This is a genomic window from Thermodesulfobacteriota bacterium, assembly GCA_040758155.1.
In the GTDB taxonomy this organism is placed as follows: domain Bacteria; phylum Desulfobacterota; class Deferrimicrobia; order Deferrimicrobiales; family Deferrimicrobiaceae; genus UBA2219.
Genome location: JBFLWB010000163.1, coordinates 1 through 22,201, shown reverse-complemented (window position 1 = coordinate 22,201; position 22,201 = coordinate 1). Strand labels below are relative to the sequence as shown.

Genomic DNA, 22,201 nt, shown 5'->3' with positions numbered 1-22,201 from the left:
ACCATGAAGGCCGGGCTCCAGTCCTTCCATTCCCCCGAGCGCACCAGCCGCTCCCCCTCGCTCGCCCGCCGCGCCGCGCCCAGCATCAGCATCATGGTCAGCTCGGCGGTGGCGTCGGACAGCACGTCGGGGGTGTTCGTGACGACGATCCCGCGCGCCTTCGCCTCCGCGACGTCCACGTGGTCGTAGCCGACGGAGAAATTGGCGATGATCCGGACGCGAGCCGGGAGCCGCGCGATCAGGGCGGCGTCGAACCGCTCCGTGTGGCAGGGGAGGATGGCGTCGACGTCGCGAGCCCGCTCGACGATCCCGTCGGCGGTATAGAGGACGTCGCCCGGGTTCAGCCGGGCGTCGTAATCCCGCAAGAGCCGGGCCTCGACGGCGTCCGGCAGCTTGCGGGTCACGAGGACGGCGGGCTTAGCCTGCATTTCTCACCAGCCTCCTACTGCGGCGGCGGATACGGGCATGTCTGCTGCGTTGCGCTCGGTCGGGCTCCTCGACGCACCGTCCAGTGCGCCTCCGGGGCCCTCGGTCGCGACGCCTTGCATCCACGCCCGTCTCCACCCCCTCGCTACGGACGCTGGCGAGAAATGCAGGCTCGCCATGTCAGCCGCCGTACACGATACTCGGGAGCCACAGCCCGATCTGGGGGAACATGTACAGCAGGAATATGGCAAGGATCTGCATAATCATGAACGGGATCATCCCGAGGAAGATCTGGTTCAGCGTCACGTGCGGAGGCGCCACCCCTTTGAGGTAGAACGCCGCCATCGCCACCGGCGGCGACAGGAACGCCGTCTGGAGGTTGAGCGCCACAAGCAGGCCGAAGAAGAGCGGGTCGATGCTGAAGTGCGTCAGCAGCGGAAGGAAGATCGGCATGAAGATGATGATGATCTCGGTCCATTCCAGCGGCCAGCCCAGCAGGAAGATGATGATCTGCGCCAGCAGCATGAACTGCACGGGGGAGAGGTCGAGTCCCGTCACCCAGTTGTTGACGATCTCCTGCCCTCCCAGCAGCGCGAACCCCGCGGCGAAGATGCCCGATCCGATGAACAGCCAGCACACCATCGCGCTGGTCCGCGCGGTGAGGATGACCGACTCCTTGAGCATCTTCATGCTGAACTGCCCGTAGGCGACGGCCAGCGCCAAACCGCCGAACGATCCCATCGCCGCCGCCTCCGTCGGCGTGGCCAGCCCCGCGATGATCGAGCCGAGCACGCCTAAGATCAGCAGCGCCAGCGGGAAGAAGGAAGTGAGCAGCAGCCGGAAGACCTCGAGCCGGGAGAAATCGAAGATGAGATAGAAGATCGCCAGCGACACGACGGCGAACCCGAGGACGTACCAGTATGCCATGGGCGCCGGTTCGCGGGCGGGCTTCGCTTCCTCCGCGGCGGGGGCGGGCGCTTCGGCGACGGTCCCCGGCGGCTCCTGCAGCCCGCCGGCGCTTTCGGCTTCCGGAGTGCCCGGCGGTTCCTGGAGCCCCCCTGCGGTTTCCGCTTCCGCGGCGCCCGGCGGCTCCTCCAGCCCGCCGCCGTAGTAGTCCGGCTCCGTTTCCGTAGACGGGGCCTGAGCCGTATCGGCGGATTCCGCACCGGGTTCCGCCGCCATCCCCATCTCCTGCACGCCGGTGACCGCTTCCTGGGGCTTCGTCACGGCGAAGTAGGTCGGCCCCATGATCATCACGGCCGACAGCGCGGGCAGCAGCGCCATGCCGAGGTTCTTGAACAGCGTGCGCCTCGGGATCCCGTGGTCCCCGTTTCCGAAGGCCGCCTTGGTCAGCCCCGCAAGGGCGTTGCTCCCTCTTTTCGAGAGCACCTCCGCCCATTCCGGCAGCTCCACGCGCTTGTCCTCCTCGGACAGCGGCGGCGCATTGTGTGGGAACAGCTTCGCGTAGAGGATGATCCCGCCGAGGTAGAGCCCCGCCAGCATGAGGCCCGGGAAGAAGGCGCCCGCGTAAAGCTGCATGACCGAGACGCCCGCGGTGGCGCCGTAAAGGATCAGCAGGACCGACGGCGGGATCAGGATGCCGAGAGTGCCGCCCGCGGTCACGGCGCCAGCCGAGAGCCGGATGCCGTACCCGGCCTTGAGCATCGCGGGGAAGGCGAGCAGCCCCATGAGCGTGACGACCGCGCCGATGATGCCGGAGGCGCAGGCGAAGATGGCGCAGGTGACGACCGTCGCGACGGCCAGCGCTCCCGGGATGCGGCAGGTCGCCAGGTGCAGCGAATGGAACAGCCGCTCGATCAGGTTGGCGCGCTCGACCAGATACCCCATGAAGACGAACAGCGGCACCGAGATGAGCACGTCGTTGTTCATGACCCAGTAGGCGCGCTGCACCATCAGGTCGAGCGTCCGGGCGACCGCCGTCGACGGGTCCGCGCTGTAGTAAGCGAACCAGGTAAACATCGTGCCCATCCCCATCAGCGTGAACGCGGTAGGGAACCCGAGCATGATCATCACGACGATCAGGCCGAGCATCAAAAGGCCGAGGTGGCCGAGGGTCATCTTGTCCGGCGACGGCATCATGTAAAAGAGCAGTCCGACGACGATCGCCATCATGATAAGGCCGAACCATACCCCTTTTTTCATTTGTGCTCTTTCTCCCTTTCGGTGAGGATGGCGTCGACCCTTGCGATGTCTTCGTCCTTGACGTGCATCTGTTCTTTAAGCTTCTCGACGTCGACTTCCTCGACGTCCTCCTCCCTCGATGGCCACTTGCCGTCCTTGAGGCAGATCCCGCAGCGGATCATTTCAACGATCCCCTGCATCAGGATGAACGCCCCGGCGACCGGTATGACGGTCTTGAACCAGTAGAGCGGCGGCCCCTCCGCGGTGATGCTGGAACGCTCCCAGATTCTCCACGACTCCGCGGCGTACCGGTATCCGGCCCAGCACAGCGCGGTGACGCCGGGCAGGAAGAACACGAAGTAGAGCGTCAGGTCGAGCCCGGCCTGCACCCGCGGGGGGAAGAAGCCGTACAGGACGTCGCCGCGCACGTGGCCGTTCCGTGACAGCGTGTAGGCGCCCGCCATCATGAACAGCGTCCCGTACATCTGGAGCATCATGTCGAAGGCGTAGGGGTGCGGCTCGTTGAGCGCGTACCGGGAGAAGACCTCATAGGTGATCAGGAGGGTGAGCGTTACGATGAGCCAGGCGACCGTCTTGCCGACGGCGGTGCTGATCTTGTCGACGATGAACAGTTTTTTACGCATGTTCGACCTTTCGAAAATCAGCCATCCGGGCTTTCGCCCGGATGGCTGTCAGGGGATGACGGGAATAAGCGGTCAGCCCTTCGCGCCCTTCTTCGGGGCCGCCTTCTTCTTTCCGAAATAGTAGTTGTACGCCATGCGCCGGTTGACGTTGTAGTCCATGTCCCACGCCACCGCGCGACGCGCGAATTCCCGCTGCGACTCGACGATCTCCTTGAACAGCGGGTTGTCCGCCGACTTCTTCTCCATGACGACGTCGTTCACTTCGAGCTGCTTCTGCAGGATCGCGTCGGGCGTCTTGTAGAACTTCACGCCCTGCTTGGTCTGCATCTCGATGTAGTCCTTCGAGTAGCGGTCGATCGCCTTCCAGGACATGTCGGCCGAGGCCGCTTCCACGCAGACCCCGATGAGCGCCTTCAGCTTGTCGGGCATCGCGTTGAACTTGTCCTTGTTGAACAGGATCTCGAAGGCCTCCGCGTTCTGGTGGTAGCTCTGCAGCATGCACACCTTGGAGACGTCGGGGAAGCCGAGCAGCCGGTCGGAGCTGGCGTTGTTGAACTCGGCGCCGTCGAGCAGGCCGCGGTCCATCGCCGGCACGATCTCGCCGCCGGGCAGCGCGTTGACCGCCAGCCCCATCATGGTGAACATGTCGACGGAGATCCCGACGGTGCGGTACTTCAGCCCCTTGAGGTCCTCCAGCTTGGTGATCGGCTTCTTGAACCAGCCCAGCGGCTGCGTCGCCATCGGGCCGTAGGCGAAGGACACCACGTTCGCGCCGATCTGCTGGTAGATCTTCTCCAGGAATTCCTTGCCGCCGCCGTACTTGTGCCACGCAAGCTGCATGTTGGCGTCCATGCCGAAGCCGGGGCTGGAGCCCCACAGCGCGAGGGCGTTCTGCTTGCCGTAGTGGTAGACGAAGACGCCGTGGCCGCCGTCGAGCGTCCCCTTGGAGACCGCGTCCAGCAGCGCGAAGGCCGGGACCACCGACCCCGCCGGCAGAACTTCGATCTTCAGGTCGCCGCCGCTGGCGTCGTTGACCTTCTTCGCGAAGTCGAGGGCGTATTCATGGAAAATGTCCTTGCTCGGCCAGGTGCTCTGCCACCGCATGTTGATCGGGCCGGCGGCCTTGGCGATCTTCGGGAAGCCCAGCGCAGCCGCGCCGGCGGTCGCTGCCGCGGCGCCCGCGAGGAAACCGCGGCGGGATACGTCGATCCCCTTCTTTTCCTTGCCCGGGTCTTTCTTTGCCATGTCTCTCCTCCGGATAGTGATGATAGTGGTGTTTCGCAGTACCGGTACCGTCCGTCTGAAGCGGCAACGCGTAGATCGACCTCCCGGCGACATTACCCGGCCTTACTGCCGGACGGGGACGCTCTCCCCGGATCCCCCTCTCTGGGCTTCACCCCCTTTTGGATTTCCCGCGGTCGACATGGCGGCGCCGGGAGCTGCAAACCCGGTTTGCCCGATGCTAAGATGCCGTCGCGGCAGGCCGCACCGCCATCGGATACGTTGTTTTGCCGAAATGCCCGATGCTATTACCCGTCAAAGGGCGGAACCTGATACGGTCGGACAGGAGAGGACGCATCCGCCTGGATTACCGGTGGCCGCGAACCGAAAGCGCACCCGGCATGGGCTTAGATAGCACGGCCCAAGGAACCGTGTCAAATGGAAAACATTCCGGTTTCGAACGTGATTTTAAGATATTCGGGCTCACGGATCCCCTTTGGTGCGTCCGAAGTAAAACAGCAGAGGGAAACTCAGCCTGCCCATTCCAGCCGGATCCGGCATGCCTCCCGGTCCCCGCACCGGATCGAATGATCGGACTGCGGCCTCCCGTCCCGATCGGAGATTCCGGTGACCAGCTCCGCCTCGTCGCCGCAATGCAGCTCCTTCTTGTAGTGGACCTGGATCCGGGAAGCCGCGCGTTCCGCGGCGAATCCGGCCGGCAGCGACCGGAGCGCCCATTCCACGTATCGGACGTTGTTGACATGGTCGTTGTTGTCGAGATCGGCGGGGCCGACCGCGATCCGCAGCGGAGGGGCGTCCCCGTCGAACTCCGGCAGCTCCTCCAGGTTGTCGAAGGACGCGCCGGATTCCCCGGCGACGCCGAAGCCGCCATAGATCTCTTCCGGCACGCGGACCGGCTTCCGCGCGCGAAGGTCCGTGAAGATCCAGACGGAGCGCGCCTCGGCCAGCGCGTTCCCGTTTTTTCCGATCACGCGGTATTCCCTGTTCGCCAGGAACCTTTTGAAGGTGGTGGGGCGCGTCTCGATCCGGACGGTTTCTCCGAAAAGGGGCCAGGAGGAGACGGCGACGTCCCACTTCAGGAGCAGGAACAGCTGACCGGTCTTCCAGTAATAGTCGAGCGGGAAGCCCGCCGCCTCGCTGTTCAGCGTCGCGATGTCCTCGAAGTAATGCAGGAGGGCCGGGGGCGTCAGCCGCCGGCGCCGGTCGATCTCGTAGTAGTGGACCAGGTAGTCCCGGGAAAACATCGTCGGGCTCCCCGGATCAGCGGCGGCTCCTTATATATCGAAGGAATGCGATGCCGGCGACGAAGGACGCCGCGCCGATCCACCGGTGGTATTCGCCGAGGTTGATTCGTCCGTAGAAGGGGTGGTTGTAAGTCCTGAAATACACTGCGAACACTCCGAAGAGCAGCAGGCCGAGGGCGAACAGGTAGAGGTAGATCCTCAGGTAGGCGGTCCAGTTTTTCTTCTCCGGGGCCATCTCGCTCTCTCCCGTTCGGAGGATTGCAGACGTTTATTATAGTAGATATCACAATGGGATTTTTTCCGCGGAGGAGACGGGGAGTTGGAAGCGGGACGGGGCGCGCCGGAGCGTAAGGCGCGGGCGCTGACGGAGCGGCTGCGGCGATGCGACATCTGCCCCCGCATGTGCCTGGTGGACCGGATCAAGGGGGAGCGCGGTTACTGCGGGATCGGCGGCCGCGCGGTCGTGGCGTCGTACGGGCCGCACTTCGGGGAGGAGGCGCCGCTGGTGGGGAGCTCCGGGTCGGGGACCGTCTTCTTCTCCGGCTGCCCCCTGCGCTGCGTCTTCTGCCAGAACTACGGGATCAGCCATCTGCGGGAAGGGGAGGAGGTCGACGCGGAGACGCTGGCGGGAATCTTCCTCGCGGTCGCGCGGTCCGGATGCCACAACCTGAACCTGGTGACGCCGACCCACGTGACGCCGCAGATCGTGGAGGCGCTGGGGCTGGCCGCCGCGCGCGGCTTCACCCTGCCGGTCGTCTACAACTGCCCGGGGTACGAGCGCGTGGAGACGCTTCGGGAGCTCGAGGGGATCGTCGACATCTACATGCCGGACCTCAAGTTCCTCGACCCCGCCTCCTCCGCCCGCTATTGCGGCGCGCCGGACTATCCGGAAATCGCCCGGGCCGCCCTCAGGGAGATGGCGCGGCAGGTTGGGCCGCTGGTCGCAGACCGCCATGGAGTCGCCGTCCGCGGCCTACTCGTCCGCCACCTTGCGATGCCGGGAGGCGCTTCCGATACGAAGGCGGTAATCGACTTCCTGGCGGAGGAGATCGGCCCGGACACGTACCTGAACCTGATGGACCAGTACCGCCCGTGCGGGGAGGCGCACGCCTTCCCGGAAATCTCCCGCCGCCTCTTCCCGGAGGAGTGGCGGGAGGCGAGGGAATACGCCGTCCGCCGGGGGATGACCCGCTAAGGCACCAGGACGATCTTCCCCAGCGCTCCCGGCGACATCACGGCGACGTGGCTCTCCGGCGCGGAGGCCAGCGGCAGCTCCCGGGAGACGACGGGGCGCAGGGAACGGTTCTCCAGCCCCGCCCTTATGCCCGCGTGGACGGACGCCCGGTCCTCTTCCGAAATGTTGAACAGGAGCATTCCCAAGATGGAGGCGTCGCGGGACATGACGTCGCGCGGATCGATCTCCGCCGGCCCCCGGCTGCCGATCGCGACCACCCGGCCTCCCATCGCCAGAATCTTGAGGTCCTTGCCCAGGTTCACGTTGGACAGCATCTCGAGGATGACGTCGAAGCCGCGGCCGCCGGTAAACCACATCGCCCGCTCGAAATGATGGGGGTCCCTGTGGTCGAGGACGTGGTGCGCGCCCTCCCGCGCCGCTAAAGCGCTTCCCTCCGCCGTTCCCGCCGTCCCCGCGACGCGCAGCCCCGCCGCCCGGGCGATCTGCACCGCCGCGATTCCGACGCCCCCGCTGGCGCCGTGGACCAGGACCGACTCCCCGGGGACGGCGCGCGCCCGCTGGAAGAGCGCCCGCCACGCGGTGCCGTAAGGGACGCCGAGCGCGGCCCCCTGGGCGAAGGACGCCTCGGAAGGCAGCGGGTGGACCCGCGACGCTTCGCACAGGGCGTACTCCGCGTAGGCGCCCGTGAGCGTTCCGGAAGTGTAAACCCGGTCTCCGGGCGCGAAGCCGCTCGCATCCCCTCCGACCGTCTCGACGGTCCCCGCGGCGTCGTGCCCCGGCGTGTAGGGAAGGGACGGGCGACGCGCGTAGGCCCCGGAACGGATGTACGTCTCCACGGGATTGACGCCGGCGGCCCGCACCCGGACCAGGAGCTGCCCGGGACCCGGGACGGGCAAGGGAAGCTCCTCCAGCCGCATCGCTTCCGGAGGGCCGAACTCCCGAACGACGATCGCCTTCATGGGGGCTCCTTTCCTGAGGTACACTGACTACAAGCGATGATAACAGGGGGGACGCCATGGGCGAAAGCGACGGCAAGGTGATGGCGGGCGCGCTGCTGGTGCTTACGGGAGTGGTCCTGGGAGCGGGGGCCGCGCTCCTGCTTGCGCCCCAGTCGGGGGAGGATACCCGGCGCGACATATCCCGCAGCGCGAAGAAGGCCCGGCGCATGGTCGAGGGCGCCGCGGAGGATTTCGCCGAGACCGTCTCCGGAATGGTCGATTCCATCGAGGAGAGCTCGGAAGAGCTCCTCTCCCGCGGGAAGGGGCTGGCGAAGGAATCGCGGGAAGCCGTGCTGGAAGCGATCGAGGAAGGGCAGAAGCGGCTGGCGCGCCAGCGGGAGAAGCTGGCCGGCCTCCTGGAGTAGACGATAACGTTTTCGACGGGGAGCGCATGGATTCGGACAAGGACAGGCCGGATACGCCGGAACCGGATACGCCGGAAGAAGAGAGCTTCGCGGATCTTTTCGACAAGAGCTTCGTGGCCCCGACGCGGTACGAGCCGGGGCAGAAGGTCGTCGCGCGGGTCATCAAGGTGACCCCCGAGTGGATCTTCCTCGATCTCGGACGGAAGGGTGAGGGGATCCTCGCGGCGAAAGAGCTCGCGGACGAATCCGGGAACGTCCAGGTGAAGGAGGGCGACACGCTGGCGTCGTACTTCGTTTCCTCCGACGGCAGCGAGATGCGGTTCACGACGCGCGTGACGGGCGGCTCGGCAGGCGCCGCGCACCTCGAGGATGCGTGGCGGACCGGCATCCCCGTGGACGGCCTGGTGGTGAAGGAGATCAAGGGCGGGTTCGAGGTCCGGCTCCCGGGAAGCGTCCGGGCGTTCTGCCCCCGCTCGCAGATGGGGTCGGCGCGGAGCCGGGACGCCGCGGAGGCGGCCGGAAGGAAGCTGCCGTTCCGGATCACCCAATACGACGAGAAGGGGCGCAACATCGTCGTCTCCAACCGCGTGCTCGTCGAGGAGGAGGAGCGGCGGAAGCGGGAGGAGTCGATGGCCACGCTCGCGGAAGGGATGGTGGTCCGGGGGAAGATCACCTCCATCCGGGATTTCGGCGCGTTCGTCGACATCGGTCCCATCGAAGGATTGCTCCCCGTTTCCGAGATCGGGTGGGAGCGGGTAGAGGACATCCGGGAGGTCCTCTCGCCGGGGCAGGAAGTCGAGGTGGCGATCGCGAAGCTCGACTGGCCCAACAAGCGGTTCACGTTCAGCCTGAAGAAGACGCTTGCGGACCCGTGGGAGGCCGCGGCGCAGCGCTTCCCGGCGGGCTCGCGCCATGTCGGGAAGGTGGCGCGCCTCACGGCGTTCGGCGCGTTCGTCTCCCTGGGCGGCGGGATCGACGGGCTTCTGCACATCTCCCGTCTGGGAGGCGGGAAGCGGATCAAGTCGCCCTCCGAGGTCGTCTCCGTGGGGCAGGAGGTCGAGGTCAAGGTGGAGTCGGTGGACGCGGCGCAGCGGCGCGTCGCGCTGTCGCTCGCCGGGGCGGAAGGAGAGCGGGAATCGCCCGATGGCGAGGCGGAGGACTACCGGAAATACATCGAGCGGCCGACAGACGCGCCGGCCGTCGGAGCCCTCGGCGAGGCGCTCCGGGCGAAGATGGAGCGGAAAAAGAAGAAGTAGCGCCGGTCCTCGCCTACAGGTTCATGTGCCCCAGGAAATACGGCATCTGGAGGCGCCACCACGGCCAGTCGTGGCTGACGTCGTGCCCCCAGTAGTCGAACCAGGCGGGGACCTCCTTCGCGGCAAGGACCGCCTGAAGCGCCCGGGTGTCCGCCAGCGTTTCCTCCTCCCACGCGCCCTGCCCCGCGCAGACCACGATCCGTCCCTTGCGGATCCTCTCCAGGTACCACGGGTCCGTCAGATTCGGCAGGTAGGCGAGCGGGGAGTTGAAGTAGGCGGCGGGGTCCGGGCAATCGCCCAGGAAATGCGCGGCGGAATAAAGCCCCGACAGCGCGATCACGGCGTCGAAGACGTCGGGGTGGCGGAAGAAGAAGTTCACGGCGTGGAACGCGCCCATGCTGCACCCCGTGGCGAGGATCCCGCCGGAGCGCGGCATCAGTCCGCGGAGGAACGGGACCGCCTCCTCCACTACATACCGGTCGTAGTCGTTGTGCCGCCGCGCCCGCCCGGCGGCGGGAACGGAATCGTTGCACCAGGACTCGTGGTCGATGCTGTCCAGCGTGAACAGCGTGATCATGCCGGCGTCGATGAAGGGGCGGCACGCCTCGACCATCCCGAAATCCTCGTATTCGTAGAAGCGGCCTCCCTGGCAGGGGAACACGATCACCGGCTTTCCGCCCTGCCCGTACACCTTCAGCTCCATGTCCTGTCCGAGGCTGCGGCTCCATCCGCGGTGGTATTCGATGTTCATCCCCTGGCTCCTTTCCTTAGGAGTCACTCGGTCCGATGGATGCGGTTGGCGGCCGAAAGGATCTCGTCGAGCTCCGCGGAGCGGAGCAGGTAGCCGTAGTCGCCGATCGCGGCGCGGAAGACGGAATCGATCCGCTCGTGGTGGCAGACGAGGGGGCTCAGCTCCCGCAGGAGCTCCTCGTGCGGGACGGCGTACCGCTTCGACGTCTTCCGCCCCACGTAGGCGCAGTGGTACGGGCGGCTCCAGGACGCCGTGAAGCGGCCGTGCGCGACCAGGCGCGCCCATTCCCGGTAGATGTCGATGTCGTTGGCGTAGTTGAACATGTCCGTCGTCAGCCCTCCCGGCGGGCGCATGTTCACCTCCAGCGCCGTGATCCCCCCGTCGCGCTCGTCCCGGAAGAACTCCAGGTGGAAGAAGCGCTCCCGGACGTCGAACGCCCGCACGGTGCGGCGCCCCGCCTCCTCCAGGTCGGCCGGGATCTCCCGGAGCGAGTAGTAGTAGACGTGGTCGTCCTCGTTCACCGTTTCCATGATCCCCTTGCTGTATGCGTGGGCCGTGTGGAAGACGATCTCCCCGTCGCGGTCCGCCAGCCCGTCGAAGGAGAAGATCCTCCCCCGGACGAACTCCTCCACGATGTAGTCCGCCGGCGGCTTCGCGGCGAAGAAGGCGGCGAGGCGCGCGTCGTCGTCGATGCGGAACGTCGCGAACGCCCCCACGCCGATGTCCGGCTTGGCGACCACGGGATACCCGGTCTCCGCAACCAGCCGCCGCGCCTCCTCCGGCGTGCGGACCACGGCGCCCCGGGCGACCCGCACCCCCGCGGAGCGGTAGACCTCCTTCATGGAGGATTTTCTTTTGACGCGGCCGATCCCGTCCTCCCGGATCCCCGGTACGTTGAAGTCCGTGCGCAGCCGCGCCTCGGTCTCCAGCCAGTGCTCGTTCAGGGAATCGATCCGGTCGATCTTCCCGTGCCGGTGGGTGAAGTGCCCCAAGGCGCGCAGGAGGGAATCGTACGATTCCATGCTGTCCGCGCGGTAATATTCCGTCAGCGCGTCCCGAAGGTCCGGCGGCAGCGATTCGTGCGGCGCGTCGGCCAGCCCGAGGACGTTCACCCCCTCCTCCCGGAGGCGGATGCAGAAAAGGCGGTAGTTCGGCGGGAAATGGGGCGACAGGTAGACGAAGTTCATGGGAAAATCCTCTCAAGGCAGGCGCGGAACGTCAAGCCGCCCGCCCTTGACACCGGCGGTCCGCGGCTGCTAAATTGAGGTTTAGCACTCTGCCGTTGGGAGTGCTAAATTGCGGCAGGGGAAGATGAAATGGGTCCCGGCGTGGACGAGCGAGCGGCCCAGGTGCTGCGCCACATCGTCGAGGATTACGTCTCCACGGCGGAGCCGGTGGGATCGCGCACCGTTTCCAAGAAGATGGGGCAGACGCTCTCCCCCGCGACGATCCGCAACATCATGGCCGACCTCGAGGAGATGGGATTCCTCGCCCAGCCGCACACCTCCGCGGGACGGATCCCCACGGCGTCGGGATTCCGATTCTACATCGACCGCCTGCTCCTCCGGCGCGCCCTCGTGCAGGGGGAGATCGAGCAGCTCAACCTCGCGGCGCACGAGGGAGGGGGCTCCGCGGACGGGCTGGTCCGGCAGGTGAGCCGCCTGCTCGCGAACCTGGCTTGCCAGGCGAGCGTGGTGATCGTCTCCCGCCCCGACGAGCAGCGGCTGCGCTCGGTGAGTCTCATGCGCGCCTCGCTGGACAAGATCCTGCTGGTCGCCGTCATGCAGGGTGGGTACGTGCAGCACCGCCTGATCGAGGGGGAGCCGGACATCACCCCCGACGAGCTCGAGAAGATCAACGCGTACCTGAACCAGCTCGCCGAGGGGCTGACGCTGCCGCAGCTCCGGGTGCGGGTGCGCACCGAGCTGCGGAAGGAGAAGGCCCGGTACGACCGGGTGATGCACCGCGCCCTGACCATGGGCGCCCGCGCGCTCGCCGACAGCGGCCCGGGCGAGGTGTTCGTCGAGGGGCGGGCCAACATCCTGGACCAGCCGGAGTTCGCGGAGGACGTCGACCGGCTCAAGCGGATCCTGCGCGCCTTCGAGGAGAAGACCGTGATCTTCCGCCTCCTCGACCGCGCGATGGCCAGCCAGGCGATCCAGGTCTCCATCGGACAGGAAAATCCTGTGGAGGAGCTGGGGGACGTCTCGGTCGTGGCTTCCGGGTACCGCCAGGGAGACTCCGCCGTGGGGAGCATCGGGCTGATCGGACCCGTCCGGATGGACTACTCGCGGATGATCCCGCTGGTGGAGTACACCGCGAACCTGCTCACCACGATGTTCGGGCACAGGTAGCGCCTCCGGACGTTCCCACACATCGACATCGGGAGAGAGACGGAAATGGAAGATAAGGAGAGGGAAGCGCCGCACGAAGAGATCGTCCCGGCGGAAGGGGCCGTGGAATCCCCGGAGCCGCCGGAGCCCGCGGGACCGGACGAGGTGGAGGATCTCCGGACCCGGCTGGCCTATCTCACGGCGGAGTTCGACAATTTCCGCAAGCGCGCCGCCCGGGAGCGGGAGGCGCAGGCGGCGTTCGGCAACGAGCGGGTCCTGCAGGCCGTCCTGCCGTTCCTCGACAACCTGGAGCGGGCGATGGGGCAGCCGGGCGCCTCCGCGGAATCGATCCTGGACGGCGTCCGGATGACGCGCGACACGCTGCTCGCCGAGCTGCGGAAGTTCGGGCTGGAGCCGCTCTCCGCCGTGGGGAGCGCCTTCGATCCCTCCGTCCACGAGGCGATCGGCGTCCTGCCGGGGGGAGGGGCGCCCGAAGGGACGGTGGTCGCCGAAGCGCGAAAGGGATACCTGCTCAACGGCCGCCTGCTGCGCTCCGCCCAGGTGATGGTGGCGGGCCCTTCCGGCGAGCGGCCGGACGGGCAGGGGGATTGAGGCGGCCGTGGCGACGAAGCGCGATTACTACGAGGTCCTCGGCGTCCCGCGGAACAGCGACCCGGACGAGATCAAGAAGGCGTTCCGGCAGCTCGCCCTCAAGCACCATCCCGACCGGAACTCCGCCGACGCCGACGCGGAGGAGCGCTTCAAGGAGCTGAACGAGGCGTACTCGGTCCTCTCCGATCCCGACAAGCGGGCGCAGTACGACCGGTTCGGGCACGCCGGTCCCGCGGGGCAGGGCTTCGGCGGCTTCGGGGACTTCACGGGGATGGGCGTCGAGGACATCATCAACGACTTCTTCGGCGGGATCTTCGGCGGGGGCGGCGCGGGCGCCCGCGTCCGCCGGGGCGCCGACCTGCGGTACAACCTGACGGTCACTTTCGAGGAGGCGGTCTTCGGGGCGGACAAGGAGATCGTCGTCCCCCGGATGGCCGGCTGCGGCGACTGCGGCGGGACGGGGGCGAAGAAGGGGAGCCGGCCGGAGAAGTGCGGCGCCTGCGGCGGGCGCGGGCAGGTCACGATCCAGCAGGGGTTCTTCTCCATCCGCCGCACCTGCAGCCGCTGCGGCGGCGCGGGGCAGGTGGTCAAGGACCCGTGCGGCGCATGCTCCGGCTCCGGGCAGGTCCGGGAGAGCCGCACGCTCAAGGTGAAGGTCCCCCCCGGCGTCGAAACCGGCACGCGCCTGAAGCTGCGCGGGGAAGGGGAGGCCGGGGGGCCCGGCGGGTCGCCGGGCGACCTGTACGTCGTGCTCTCCGTGCTGGAGCACCCGTTCTTCGTCCGCGACGGGGCGGACCTCTTCTGTGAGGTCCCGATCACCTTCCCCCAGGCGGCGATGGGATCGAAAATCGAGGTGCCCACCCTTTCCGGGAAGAAGGAGCTCTCCATCCCCGCGGGGACGGCGTCGGGTCACGAGTTCGTCCTCCGGGGAGAGGGGGTCGCCTCTCTTTCCTCCGGACGGCGGGGGAATCTCGTCATCCGGGTGCTGATCGAGGTGCCGCGGAAGCTCAACAAGCGCCAGAAGGAGCTGCTCGAGGAGTTCCAGAAGCTTTCAGACGCCTCTCCCGGTCCCATCGCCAGCAGCTTCTTCGAGAAGGTCAAGGAGATCTTCGGTTGAAACGGGACGGAGCGCTCCTCTTCGCCCTGCTCCTGCTGCTCCTCGCCCCCGTCCCCGCGGGCGGCGCGGAGGAGCCGCGGCCGCTGGCCCCGGGATCCGAGCGGGCGATTCCGATCGTCCCGTTCCTGAAGGCGGAGTCCGATTTCCTCGAAGGCCGCAGGGACGAGGCGCTCCGGGGATTCCTCGACCTTGCGTATTCCGGGCCCGACGACGAGCGGAAGGGATACGTCTGGATGCGCGTCGGCGAGCTGCTCCTGGAGCGGGGCGAGCTCGAGAAGGCGCTGGAGGCCGCCGACAAGGCGGTGCTCCTGTCCCGCGCCCGGTACCTTGCGCTTTCCGCGATGGACCTGAAGCTGCGCATCTACCGGAAGATGGACTGGACCGGCGAGGCGCGCCAGATGGCCGGCTACCTGGTCGACCAGAAGTACGTCGACGCGGACGTTCCCGGCCTGCTCGCCCTGATGGCCCGCGCGGACGCCCGCGAAGGGAAGATCGGGAGCGCCCTCGCGATGTACCGGCGGGCGCTGGCGGCCGGCGCGGACGGAGAGGCGGTCGCGGCCCTCACGGCCGAGCGGGAAGCGCTCGTCGACCGGTCGGCCGACATCTCCGCTCTTTGGGATGCCGCGGAGGCCGAGGCGGAGCCCGACGTGAAAGGACATATCTTCCTCGCGCTGGGGAGGGCCGCCGCGCGAAAAGGGTTCCACGGGATGGCGCGGTTCGCGTTCGAACGATCGGCGCGCGCGGGCGGGAAGCGGGCCGACGAGGCGGCGGAGGGGCTCTACCGTATCGAGAAGATCGAATCCGGGCGGCCGAGGATCCTCGGTCTGGTCCCTCTGTCCGGGAAGCTGGCCGACCTCGGCTTCTCCGTGCTCTCCGGCGCGGAGGTCGCCCTGGCCGCCTTCCGCGCGGGCAACGGGAAGCCGACGATCCGCTGGACGGACACGGCGGGGGATCCCGATCGTGCCCGGGCGGAATTCGCGGCGGCGGCCTCCGACCGCTCGGTGATCGGGGTCCTCGGACCGGTCACGGGGGAGGAAGGGCGCGCCGTCTCCGCGGCGTTCGGCCCGAAGTCGCCTCCCGTGTTCTACATGGGGCAGAAGGCGGTCCCGGAGAAGCCGTTTCTTTACTCCTTCGGCCTCTCCCCGCTCGAGGAGGCGCGCGCGGTCCTCTCGCAGCTCGCCCGGGAGAAGACGACCGACCTGCTCCTGCTCCACCCCGAGAACGGCTACGGGAAAGGGTTCGCGGAGGCCGTGGCGAAGGCCGCGGGCGAGACGGGCGTCCGGATCGTGCGGACCATCCCGTACCCCCCCGAGGCGCGCGACTTCACCGAGGTGATCCGGAAGGCGGTCGGCAACGCCCGGTTCGAGAAGCAGTCCCGGTCGCGGCAGAAGGGCGAGGCGATGAAGCTCCCCCTCCACGGGATCGTCATCGCCGACCGCTGGGACCGCGTGTTCCTCATCGCCTCCCAGCTCAACTACTACAACGTCTACCTCCCGCTGGCCGGCTTCTCGGGGTGGCACAGCGAGGAGCTGCTCCGGAGGGCGGGCGGCGCCGTCTCCGGGGCGCTGTTCTCGATCGACTATTCCGACGCCATCCCGGGGTCCCACGGGGACCGGTTCCGCAGCGAGTTCCAGGAGGCGGTCCGCTCCACGCCCACCCGCTTCGAGGCGATGGGCTACGACGGGGCGATGGTGCTGGCCGAATCGCTCGTCCAGGAAGGCGCGGCGGGGAAGATTTCCGCGGAGGCGATGCGGGAGCGGATCCCGCGCCTGAAGGATTACCTCGGCGTCACCGGCCGGTTCCAGTTCACTCCCTCCGGGGAGCTGCGGCGGAAGGTCTCGCTCCTCCGGGTCGACCTGGGGAACTTCGTGCCGGTCCCGTCGCCGTAGAGGGAGTGCCGGTGCCGGGAGACCTCGCGCGCAGGGTGGCGATGGCGATCTCCCCCGGGGGACCGCTCTCGGACGCCATGAAGGGCTTCGAGCCGCGTCCGGGGCAGCTCCGCATGGCGCTGGCGTGGGCCGACGCCATCGAGCGCTCCGCCGTGCTGGTCGCGGAAGCGGCCACCGGCATCGGCAAGACGCTTGCGTACCTCATCCCCTCCATCCTCTCCGGACGCAGGACGATCGTCTCGACCGGCACCCGGACGCTCCAGCAGCAGCTCATCGAGAACGAGGTCCCGCTCGTCCGGGAGGCGACCCGGTACCCCTTCTCGTGCGCGGTGCTGAAAGGGCGGGCCAACTACCTCTGCCTCCGGAGATGGAAGCGCTTCCGCTCGGAGCCGCTGTTCGAGTTCGCGAAGGAGGCCCGCCTCTTCCCCGCGATGCAGTCGTTCGCGGAGAGCACGCGCACCGGCGACATCTCGGAGGCCGCGGGGATCCCGGAGGACGCCCGCGCCTGGGGCGAGGTCAACGCGCGCAGCGAGATGTGCGACCCTTCCGCGTGCGGGGAGACCGACCGCTGCTTCCTGGCGGGGGCGCGGCGGCGCGCGGCGGAGGCGGACATCGTGGTCGTCAACCACCACCTGTTCTTCGCGGACCTTTCCCTCCGCGCGCGCCTTCCGGGGCGGTGCGGGGAGGGCGGCGGCCGCCGGGGGGCGGGCGACGAGGGGCGGTACGGGGAAGTCCTGCCGCGGGCCGACGCGGTGGTGTTCGACGAGGCGCACGGGATCGAGGAGACCGCTTCCCTGTTCTTCGGTGTGAGCGTCTCCCTGGGGCGGGCGCGGGAGCTTTCGAGGGACCTGCGCCGCGCCGCCGCGCGGATGGGGGGCGCGGGAGGCGGACTCCTGGCGATGTCCGAGCAGTTCCGCCTCGCCGCCGAGTCCGCCTTCGACGCGGTGGGGGAGGGAGACAGCCGCTTCCCGCTGGCGGGGGTCGCCGGAGGGGCGCGGTTCGGGGAGCGGACCGGCTTCCTTATCCGGGCGGGAGAGGAGCTGTCGCAGTCGCTGTCGGCGGCTCCCGGCGCCCCCCCCCAGGCATCGCAGCCCGCGGATCCCGGGATGGACCGGGAGGCGCTGCTCCGGAGGGTGCGCTCCTTCCTGGACGACCTCGGGGCGGTGCTGACCGCCGACCCGTCGGAAGCCGTCGCCTGGGCGGAGCGCCGGGGAGGGGCCGTGTCGCTCCACCGCACGCCCATCGAGGTGGCCCCGGTCCTCTCGGATTCGCTCTGGGGCGATCCGATCCCTTTCCTGCTCACGTCGGCGACGCTGTCGGTTTCGGGCGGCCTCGGGTATTTCCGCGAACGGGTGGGGCTGGACCGGGTTGAACCGCGGGAACTCATCGTGGATAATGAATTCGACTTCGCCGATCGGGCGCTGTTCTATGTGCCGAAAGGGCTTCCCGCCCCGTCGGACCCCGCATTTCCGGCCGCGGCCTCTTCGGAGACGCGGGAGCTGCTGGACTGCTCCGGCGGCGGGGCGCTGGTCCTGTGCACGAGCTACAGGACGCTCTCGGCGCTCGAGGAGGCGCTGCGCGGGGAAGTGCCCTACACCCTGTTCGTCCAGGGCGACGCGCCGCGCGGCCGGCTTCTCAAGGAGTTCCGGGAGGGCGAGGACACGGTCCTGATCGGGACGGGGACGTTCTGGGAGGGGGTCGACGTGCCGGGCGCCTCGCTGCGCTGCGTCATCATCGACAAGCTGCCGTTTTCCTCCCCGTCCGACCCCGTGACCTCCGCGCGCATCCGGGCGCTGCGGGAGCGCGGGATGGACCCGTTCACGTCGTACCAGCTCCCGGAGGCGGTGCTGGCGCTGCGGCAGGGCGTCGGGCGGCTTCTCCGGCGCGGGGACGACTACGGCGTCGTGGCGTTGCTCGACGAGCGTGTGGCGAGCCGGGGGTACGGGGAGCTGTTCCGGGCGAACCTTCCCCCGATGAAATGGACGCGGGACCGGGCCGACGTGGCGGCCTTCTTCCGCCGCTTCCGCGGGACGGCGGCGGGCGATCCACGTAAGGAGGAGAAATGATCCGAAAGGCGGTTTTCCCTGCGGCCGGGTTCGGGACGCGCTTCCTCCCGGCCACGAAGGCGTCCCCGAAGGAGATGCTGCCGCTCGTCGACATGCCGCTCATCCAGCACGGAGTCGAAGAAGCCAAGGCGGCCGGCATCCGGGACATGATCATCGTGACCGGCCGCGGCAAGAACGCGATCGAGGACCACTTCGACGTGTCCTTCGAGCTGGAGACCCTCCTGGAGAAGAAGGGCAACGGCCCGCTGCTCGCGCAGGTCCGGAAAGTCACCGACGGCGCCGATTTCTTCTACGTGCGGCAGAACCTCCCGCTGGGGCTCGGCCACGCGGTGCTGCGGTCGGTGGACCTCGTCGGCGAGGAGCCGTTCGCCGTGATCCTTTCGGACGACGTGATCGACACTCCCGTCCCCGTGCTGAAGCAGATGATCGCGGCGTACGAGGAGCACGGCGCGGCGGCGGTCCTGGCGATCCAGAGAGTCCCGCGCGACGCGGTGTCGAAATACGGCATCATCCAGGGAAAGAGGATCGGCGACCGGGCGTTCGAGGTCTCCGACATGGTCGAGAAGCCGAAGCCCGAGGAGGCGCCGTCGGACCTCGCGATCATCGGGCGCTACATCCTGCCTCCCTCAATCTTCCCCGCGCTGCTCGCCACGAAGCCCGGGGCGGGAGGCGAGATCCAGCTCACGGACGCCATCCGGTCGCTGATCGGGAAGGAACGGGTGATCGGCTACGAGTTCGAGGGCGTCCGCTACGACGCTGGCACGAAGTTGGGCTTCCAGATGGCGAACATCGCCTTCGCGCTGAAGGACCCGGAGATCGGCCCGGGTCTGCAGGCGTTCCTTCGAAAGGAGATCCTCCCGTGAGCCAGAGGGGCGGGGGTCCCCGCGCGAAGGTCCGGCAGGGCGGGGCGGAGGAAGGTTCGGAGCGGCGGACCGGCAGCGTGATGCTCCTCGACCTTTCCGGGGAAACGGCCTACATGCCGCCGTCGGACGTAACGGAAGCGGACGACACCGTAAGGATCCTTCTGGAGCTTCCCGGCGTGCCGGCGGAGGACGTGCAGGTCACTGTCCGGGGCGACCGGATCGAGGTGACGGGGGAGAAGCGCGCCGATTTCCCGCGGGGGGAGACTTCCTTCCTGTGCCTCGAGCGCAGCTTCGGGAAATTCTGCAGGATGTTCGAGGTGGTGGGCCCGGTGAATCTCGGGCGGATCACGGCGCGTCAGAAAGACGGGATCCTGACGATCACGATCCCGAAGATGGCGGAGCGGCGCGGCAGGGAGCGCCGGATCCCGGTGACCGGGGAATGAAGGCCGGGAACGCCTTCGGAAAGGGGCGGCGACACGATGGCTGACGAGGGGACCAGGAAGAACCCTGGGGAAGAGGAGGAGGAGGAGTTCAAGTCTCCTTCCCCGGAGAATCCTGCCGCGGAGGAGAAGGAGGGAGGCCCGGAGATCCCGGACGTTCTTCCGCTTCTGCCGGTCCGCGATATCGTCATATTTCCGTACATGACCCTGCCGCTGTTCGTGGGGCGCGAGGGGTCCATCTCCGCGGTGGACGAGGCGCTCGCCAGGGACCGGTACATCTTCCTCGCGACGCAGAAGGACCCCGCGGTGGAGGACCCGAAGCCGGACGAGCTGTACAAGACGGGGACGGTCGCGATGATCATGCGGATGATCAAGCTCCCCGACGGGCGGCTGAAGATCCTCATCCAGGGGGTCGCGAAGGGGAAGATCGTCGAGTTCATCGAGGGGAAGCCCGGGACGCGCGTCCGGATCGACCGGATCGTCGAGCCGCCGGTCAAGGAGGCCACCCTCGAGATCGAGGCGCTCATGCGCGCCTCCCGCGAGAAGATCGAGAAGATCCTCACCCTGAAGAACATGCCGGTCGAGATCCTGATGGTGACGGAGAACATCAACAATCCCGGCGTGCTCGCCGACCTGGTGGCGTCGAACCTGCGCCTCAAGATCGAGGAGGCGCAGTCGGTGCTGGAGGAGGAGGACCCCGTCGCCCGGCTGACCCTGGTGAACAACCTGCTGTCGCGGGAGCTGCAGCTCGCGGAGATGCAGGCCAAGATCCAGAACCAGGCAAAGGAGGAGATGTCGAAGAGCCAGCGGGAATACTTCCTGCGGGAGCAGATGAAAGCCATCAAGCAGGAGCTGGGCGACATCGACTCGAAGGCCGAGGAGACCGACGAGCTGCGGGACAAGATCAAGGCCGCGGGGATGCCCGAGGAGGTGCTCAAGGAGGCGGACAAGCAGCTCCGGAGGCTGGAGGGGATGCATCCAGACTCCGCGGAGTCGTCGGTCGTGCGCACCTACCTCGACTGGCTGGTCGAGCTCCCCTGGAAGAAGGAGACCAAAGACAACATCCAGATCGACAAGGCGCGGAAGATCCTCGACGAGGACCACCACGACCTTGAGAAGGTCAAGGAGCGGATCCTGGAGTACCTGGCGGTCCGCAAGCTCAAGGACAAGATGAAGGGGCCGATCCTGTGCTTCATCGGCCCCCCCGGCGTGGGGAAGACCTCGCTCGGGAAGTCGATCGCCCGGTCCATGGGCCGGAAGTTCTTCCGCATGTCGCTGGGCGGGATCCGGGACGAGGCGGAGATCCGCGGCCACCGCAGGACCTACGTCGGCGCGATGCCGGGACGGATCATCCACGGGATCAAGCAGACGGGGACCCGAAACCCGGTCTTCATGCTCGACGAGATCGACAAGGTGGGCGCCGATTTCCGCGGCGATCCGTCCGCGGCGCTGCTGGAGGTGCTCGACCCCGAGCAGAACTTCGCCTTCAGCGACAATTACCTGAACGTCCCCTTCGACCTGTCGAAGGTGCTGTTCATCGCGACGGCGAACGTGATGGACCCGATCCCGCCGGCCCTCAAGGACCGGATGGAGATCATCCAGCTCTCGGGGTATACCGACGTCGACAAGCTGGCGATCGCGAAGAAGTACCTGCTTCCGCGGCAGCAGGAGGAGAACGGCGTCAAGCCGGGGCAGATCGTGATGAACGACAAGACGATCCTCGCGATCGTCCACCAGTACACGCGGGAGGCGGGGCTGCGCAACCTGGAGCGCGAGATCGGCCAGGTGTGCCGCAAGATCGCCCGGAAGATCGCGGAGGGGGAGAAGGGGCCGTTCCCCGTCACGACGAAGACGATCCAGAAGTACCTCGGCGTCCCGATGCACATCCCGGAGAAGGAAGGGGAGGCCGACGAGGTCGGCGTGGCGACCGGGCTGGCATGGACCCCCACCGGCGGCGACATCCTCTTCATCGAGGTCTCCCTCGTCGACGGGAAGGGCGGCGTGACCATCACCGGGAACCTGGGCGACGTGATGCGGGAGAGCGCGCAGGCGGCGCTCACCTACGCACGCTCCCGCGCCGGCCGGCTCGGGCTGCAGAAGAACTTCCACCTGCAGAAGGACATCCACATCCATGTCCCGTCCGGCGGGATCCCCAAGGACGGGCCGTCGGCGGGGATCACAATCGCCACCGCGCTGGTCTCCTCCCTGACGGGGATCCCGGTGCGCCGCGACATCGCCATGACCGGCGAGGTCACGCTGCGCGGGCGCGTCCTCCCGATCGGCGGGCTGAAGGAGAAGTCGCTGGCGGCGCTGCGCGGCGGGATCACGCACGTCATCGCCCCCGATGCGAACCGGAAGGACCTCGAGGAGATCCCGCGCCACGAGGCGAAGCAGGTCCGCTTCTCCCTCGTCAAGAGCATGGACGACGTGCTCCCGCTGGCGCTGACGAGGAACCCGTTCCGCAAGGCGACGAAGGCGAAGAAGGCCGCCCCGCGGGCCGCGAAGGCGGGGAAGAAGCGCTGATGCCCGAAGCGCCGGACGAACCGGACGCGTCCCCCGGCGGGACCGTCTTCCATAAGCTCATATCGAACGGCGGGCGCGGCGAAAACCCGCGCCCC

20 protein-coding genes are annotated in these 22,201 nt (G+C 67.9%); 11 read left to right on the top strand and 9 right to left on the bottom strand.

Going from position 1 to position 22,201, the window contains the following annotated elements; translation table 11 throughout:
- The 6 genes from AB1346_11515 to AB1346_11490 form a co-directional block, all read right to left on the bottom strand.
- The coding region (locus tag AB1346_11515; GenBank protein MEW6721067.1) for a D-glycerate dehydrogenase at nt 1–428 on the bottom strand (428 nt) is incomplete at its 3' end.
- A gap of 178 nt (nt 429–606) precedes the next feature.
- The gene (locus AB1346_11510) at nt 607–2,589 is read right to left on the bottom strand and encodes a TRAP transporter large permease subunit (protein MEW6721066.1); all 1,983 of its coding nucleotides are present in this window, start codon (nt 2,587–2,589) and stop codon (nt 607–609) included.
- Nucleotides 2,586–3,212 carry a TRAP transporter small permease subunit gene (locus AB1346_11505; GenBank protein MEW6721065.1) on the bottom strand — a complete coding sequence of 209 codons (627 nt, stop codon included), beginning with the start codon at nt 3,210–3,212 and terminating at the stop codon, nt 2,586–2,588. Before AB1346_11505 ends, AB1346_11510 begins: the two co-directional genes overlap by 4 nt.
- A 72-nt stretch (nt 3,213–3,284) precedes the next feature.
- Entirely contained in the window at nt 3,285–4,457 is a 1,173-nt protein-coding gene (locus AB1346_11500; protein ID MEW6721064.1) for a twin-arginine translocation signal domain-containing protein, read from the bottom strand.
- Nucleotides 4,458–4,963: 506 nt separating this feature from the next.
- The gene (locus AB1346_11495) at nt 4,964–5,698 is read right to left on the bottom strand and encodes an acyl-ACP thioesterase domain-containing protein (GenBank protein ID MEW6721063.1); all 735 of its coding nucleotides are present in this window, start codon (nt 5,696–5,698) and stop codon (nt 4,964–4,966) included.
- A gap of 16 nt (nt 5,699–5,714) precedes the next feature.
- The gene (locus AB1346_11490; GenBank protein MEW6721062.1) at nt 5,715–5,933 is read right to left on the bottom strand and encodes a hypothetical protein; all 219 of its coding nucleotides are present in this window, start codon (nt 5,931–5,933) and stop codon (nt 5,715–5,717) included.
- An 84-nt stretch (nt 5,934–6,017) separates the two neighbouring features.
- Between AB1346_11490 and AB1346_11485 the strand changes: the two genes are divergently transcribed.
- Entirely contained in the window at nt 6,018–6,893 is an 876-nt protein-coding gene (locus AB1346_11485; protein ID MEW6721061.1) for a radical SAM protein, read from the top strand.
- Here AB1346_11485 and AB1346_11480 read toward each other — a convergent pair.
- Nucleotides 6,890–7,852: an NADPH:quinone reductase gene (locus tag AB1346_11480; protein ID MEW6721060.1), complete on the bottom strand. Its 963-nt coding sequence runs from the start codon at nt 7,850–7,852 to the stop codon at nt 6,890–6,892. The two genes, AB1346_11485 and AB1346_11480, sit on opposite strands and share 4 nt — an antisense overlap.
- 56 nt (nt 7,853–7,908) lie before the next feature.
- Between AB1346_11480 and AB1346_11475 the strand changes: the two genes are divergently transcribed.
- Together AB1346_11475 and rpsA are read left to right on the top strand one after the other, a co-directional pair.
- Entirely contained in the window at nt 7,909–8,256 is a 348-nt protein-coding gene (locus AB1346_11475) for a YtxH domain-containing protein (protein ID MEW6721059.1), read from the top strand.
- A gap of 26 nt (nt 8,257–8,282) precedes the next feature.
- The gene (gene rpsA, locus AB1346_11470; protein MEW6721058.1) at nt 8,283–9,512 is read left to right on the top strand and encodes a 30S ribosomal protein S1; all 1,230 of its coding nucleotides are present in this window, start codon (nt 8,283–8,285) and stop codon (nt 9,510–9,512) included.
- A gap of 13 nt (nt 9,513–9,525) precedes the next feature.
- Here the strand turns inward: rpsA and AB1346_11465 are convergent, their stop codons facing one another.
- Together AB1346_11465 and AB1346_11460 are read right to left on the bottom strand one after the other, a co-directional pair.
- The gene (locus AB1346_11465) at nt 9,526–10,263 is read right to left on the bottom strand and encodes an alpha/beta hydrolase-fold protein (GenBank protein MEW6721057.1); all 738 of its coding nucleotides are present in this window, start codon (nt 10,261–10,263) and stop codon (nt 9,526–9,528) included.
- 23 nt (nt 10,264–10,286) lie between these two features.
- The gene (locus AB1346_11460; protein MEW6721056.1) at nt 10,287–11,450 is read right to left on the bottom strand and encodes an ATP-grasp domain-containing protein; all 1,164 of its coding nucleotides are present in this window, start codon (nt 11,448–11,450) and stop codon (nt 10,287–10,289) included.
- 129 nt (nt 11,451–11,579) lie between these two features.
- Between AB1346_11460 and hrcA the strand changes: the two genes are divergently transcribed.
- From hrcA to lon, 8 genes are read left to right on the top strand one after another with little or no spacing between them, the layout of a single operon-like run.
- Nucleotides 11,580–12,617 carry a heat-inducible transcriptional repressor HrcA gene (hrcA, locus tag AB1346_11455; protein ID MEW6721055.1) on the top strand — a complete coding sequence of 346 codons (1,038 nt, stop codon included), beginning with the start codon at nt 11,580–11,582 and terminating at the stop codon, nt 12,615–12,617.
- 45 nt (nt 12,618–12,662) lie between these two features.
- Entirely contained in the window at nt 12,663–13,208 is a 546-nt protein-coding gene (locus AB1346_11450) for a nucleotide exchange factor GrpE (protein ID MEW6721054.1), read from the top strand.
- Nucleotides 13,209–13,215: 7 nt separating this feature from the next.
- Nucleotides 13,216–14,325: a molecular chaperone DnaJ gene (gene dnaJ / locus AB1346_11445; GenBank protein MEW6721053.1), complete on the top strand. Its 1,110-nt coding sequence runs from the start codon at nt 13,216–13,218 to the stop codon at nt 14,323–14,325.
- Nucleotides 14,322–16,214, top strand: coding sequence for a penicillin-binding protein activator (locus tag AB1346_11440; protein ID MEW6721052.1), 1,893 nt, complete (start codon nt 14,322–14,324; stop codon nt 16,212–16,214). The genes dnaJ and AB1346_11440 overlap by 4 nt, the downstream gene beginning before the upstream one ends.
- An 11-nt stretch (nt 16,215–16,225) precedes the next feature.
- The gene (locus AB1346_11435; GenBank protein MEW6721051.1) at nt 16,226–18,280 is read left to right on the top strand and encodes an ATP-dependent DNA helicase; all 2,055 of its coding nucleotides are present in this window, start codon (nt 16,226–16,228) and stop codon (nt 18,278–18,280) included.
- Complete coding sequence (gene galU, locus AB1346_11430) at nt 18,277–19,143, top strand: UTP--glucose-1-phosphate uridylyltransferase GalU (GenBank protein MEW6721050.1); 867 nt, start codon at nt 18,277–18,279, stop codon at nt 19,141–19,143. The genes AB1346_11435 and galU overlap by 4 nt, the downstream gene beginning before the upstream one ends.
- Nucleotides 19,140–19,586: an Hsp20/alpha crystallin family protein gene (locus tag AB1346_11425; GenBank protein MEW6721049.1), complete on the top strand. Its 447-nt coding sequence runs from the start codon at nt 19,140–19,142 to the stop codon at nt 19,584–19,586. Before galU ends, AB1346_11425 begins: the two co-directional genes overlap by 4 nt.
- A gap of 36 nt (nt 19,587–19,622) precedes the next feature.
- Entirely contained in the window at nt 19,623–22,106 is a 2,484-nt protein-coding gene (gene lon / locus AB1346_11420) for an endopeptidase La (GenBank protein MEW6721048.1), read from the top strand.
- The last annotated feature ends 95 nt before the right edge of the window (nt 22,107–22,201 follow it).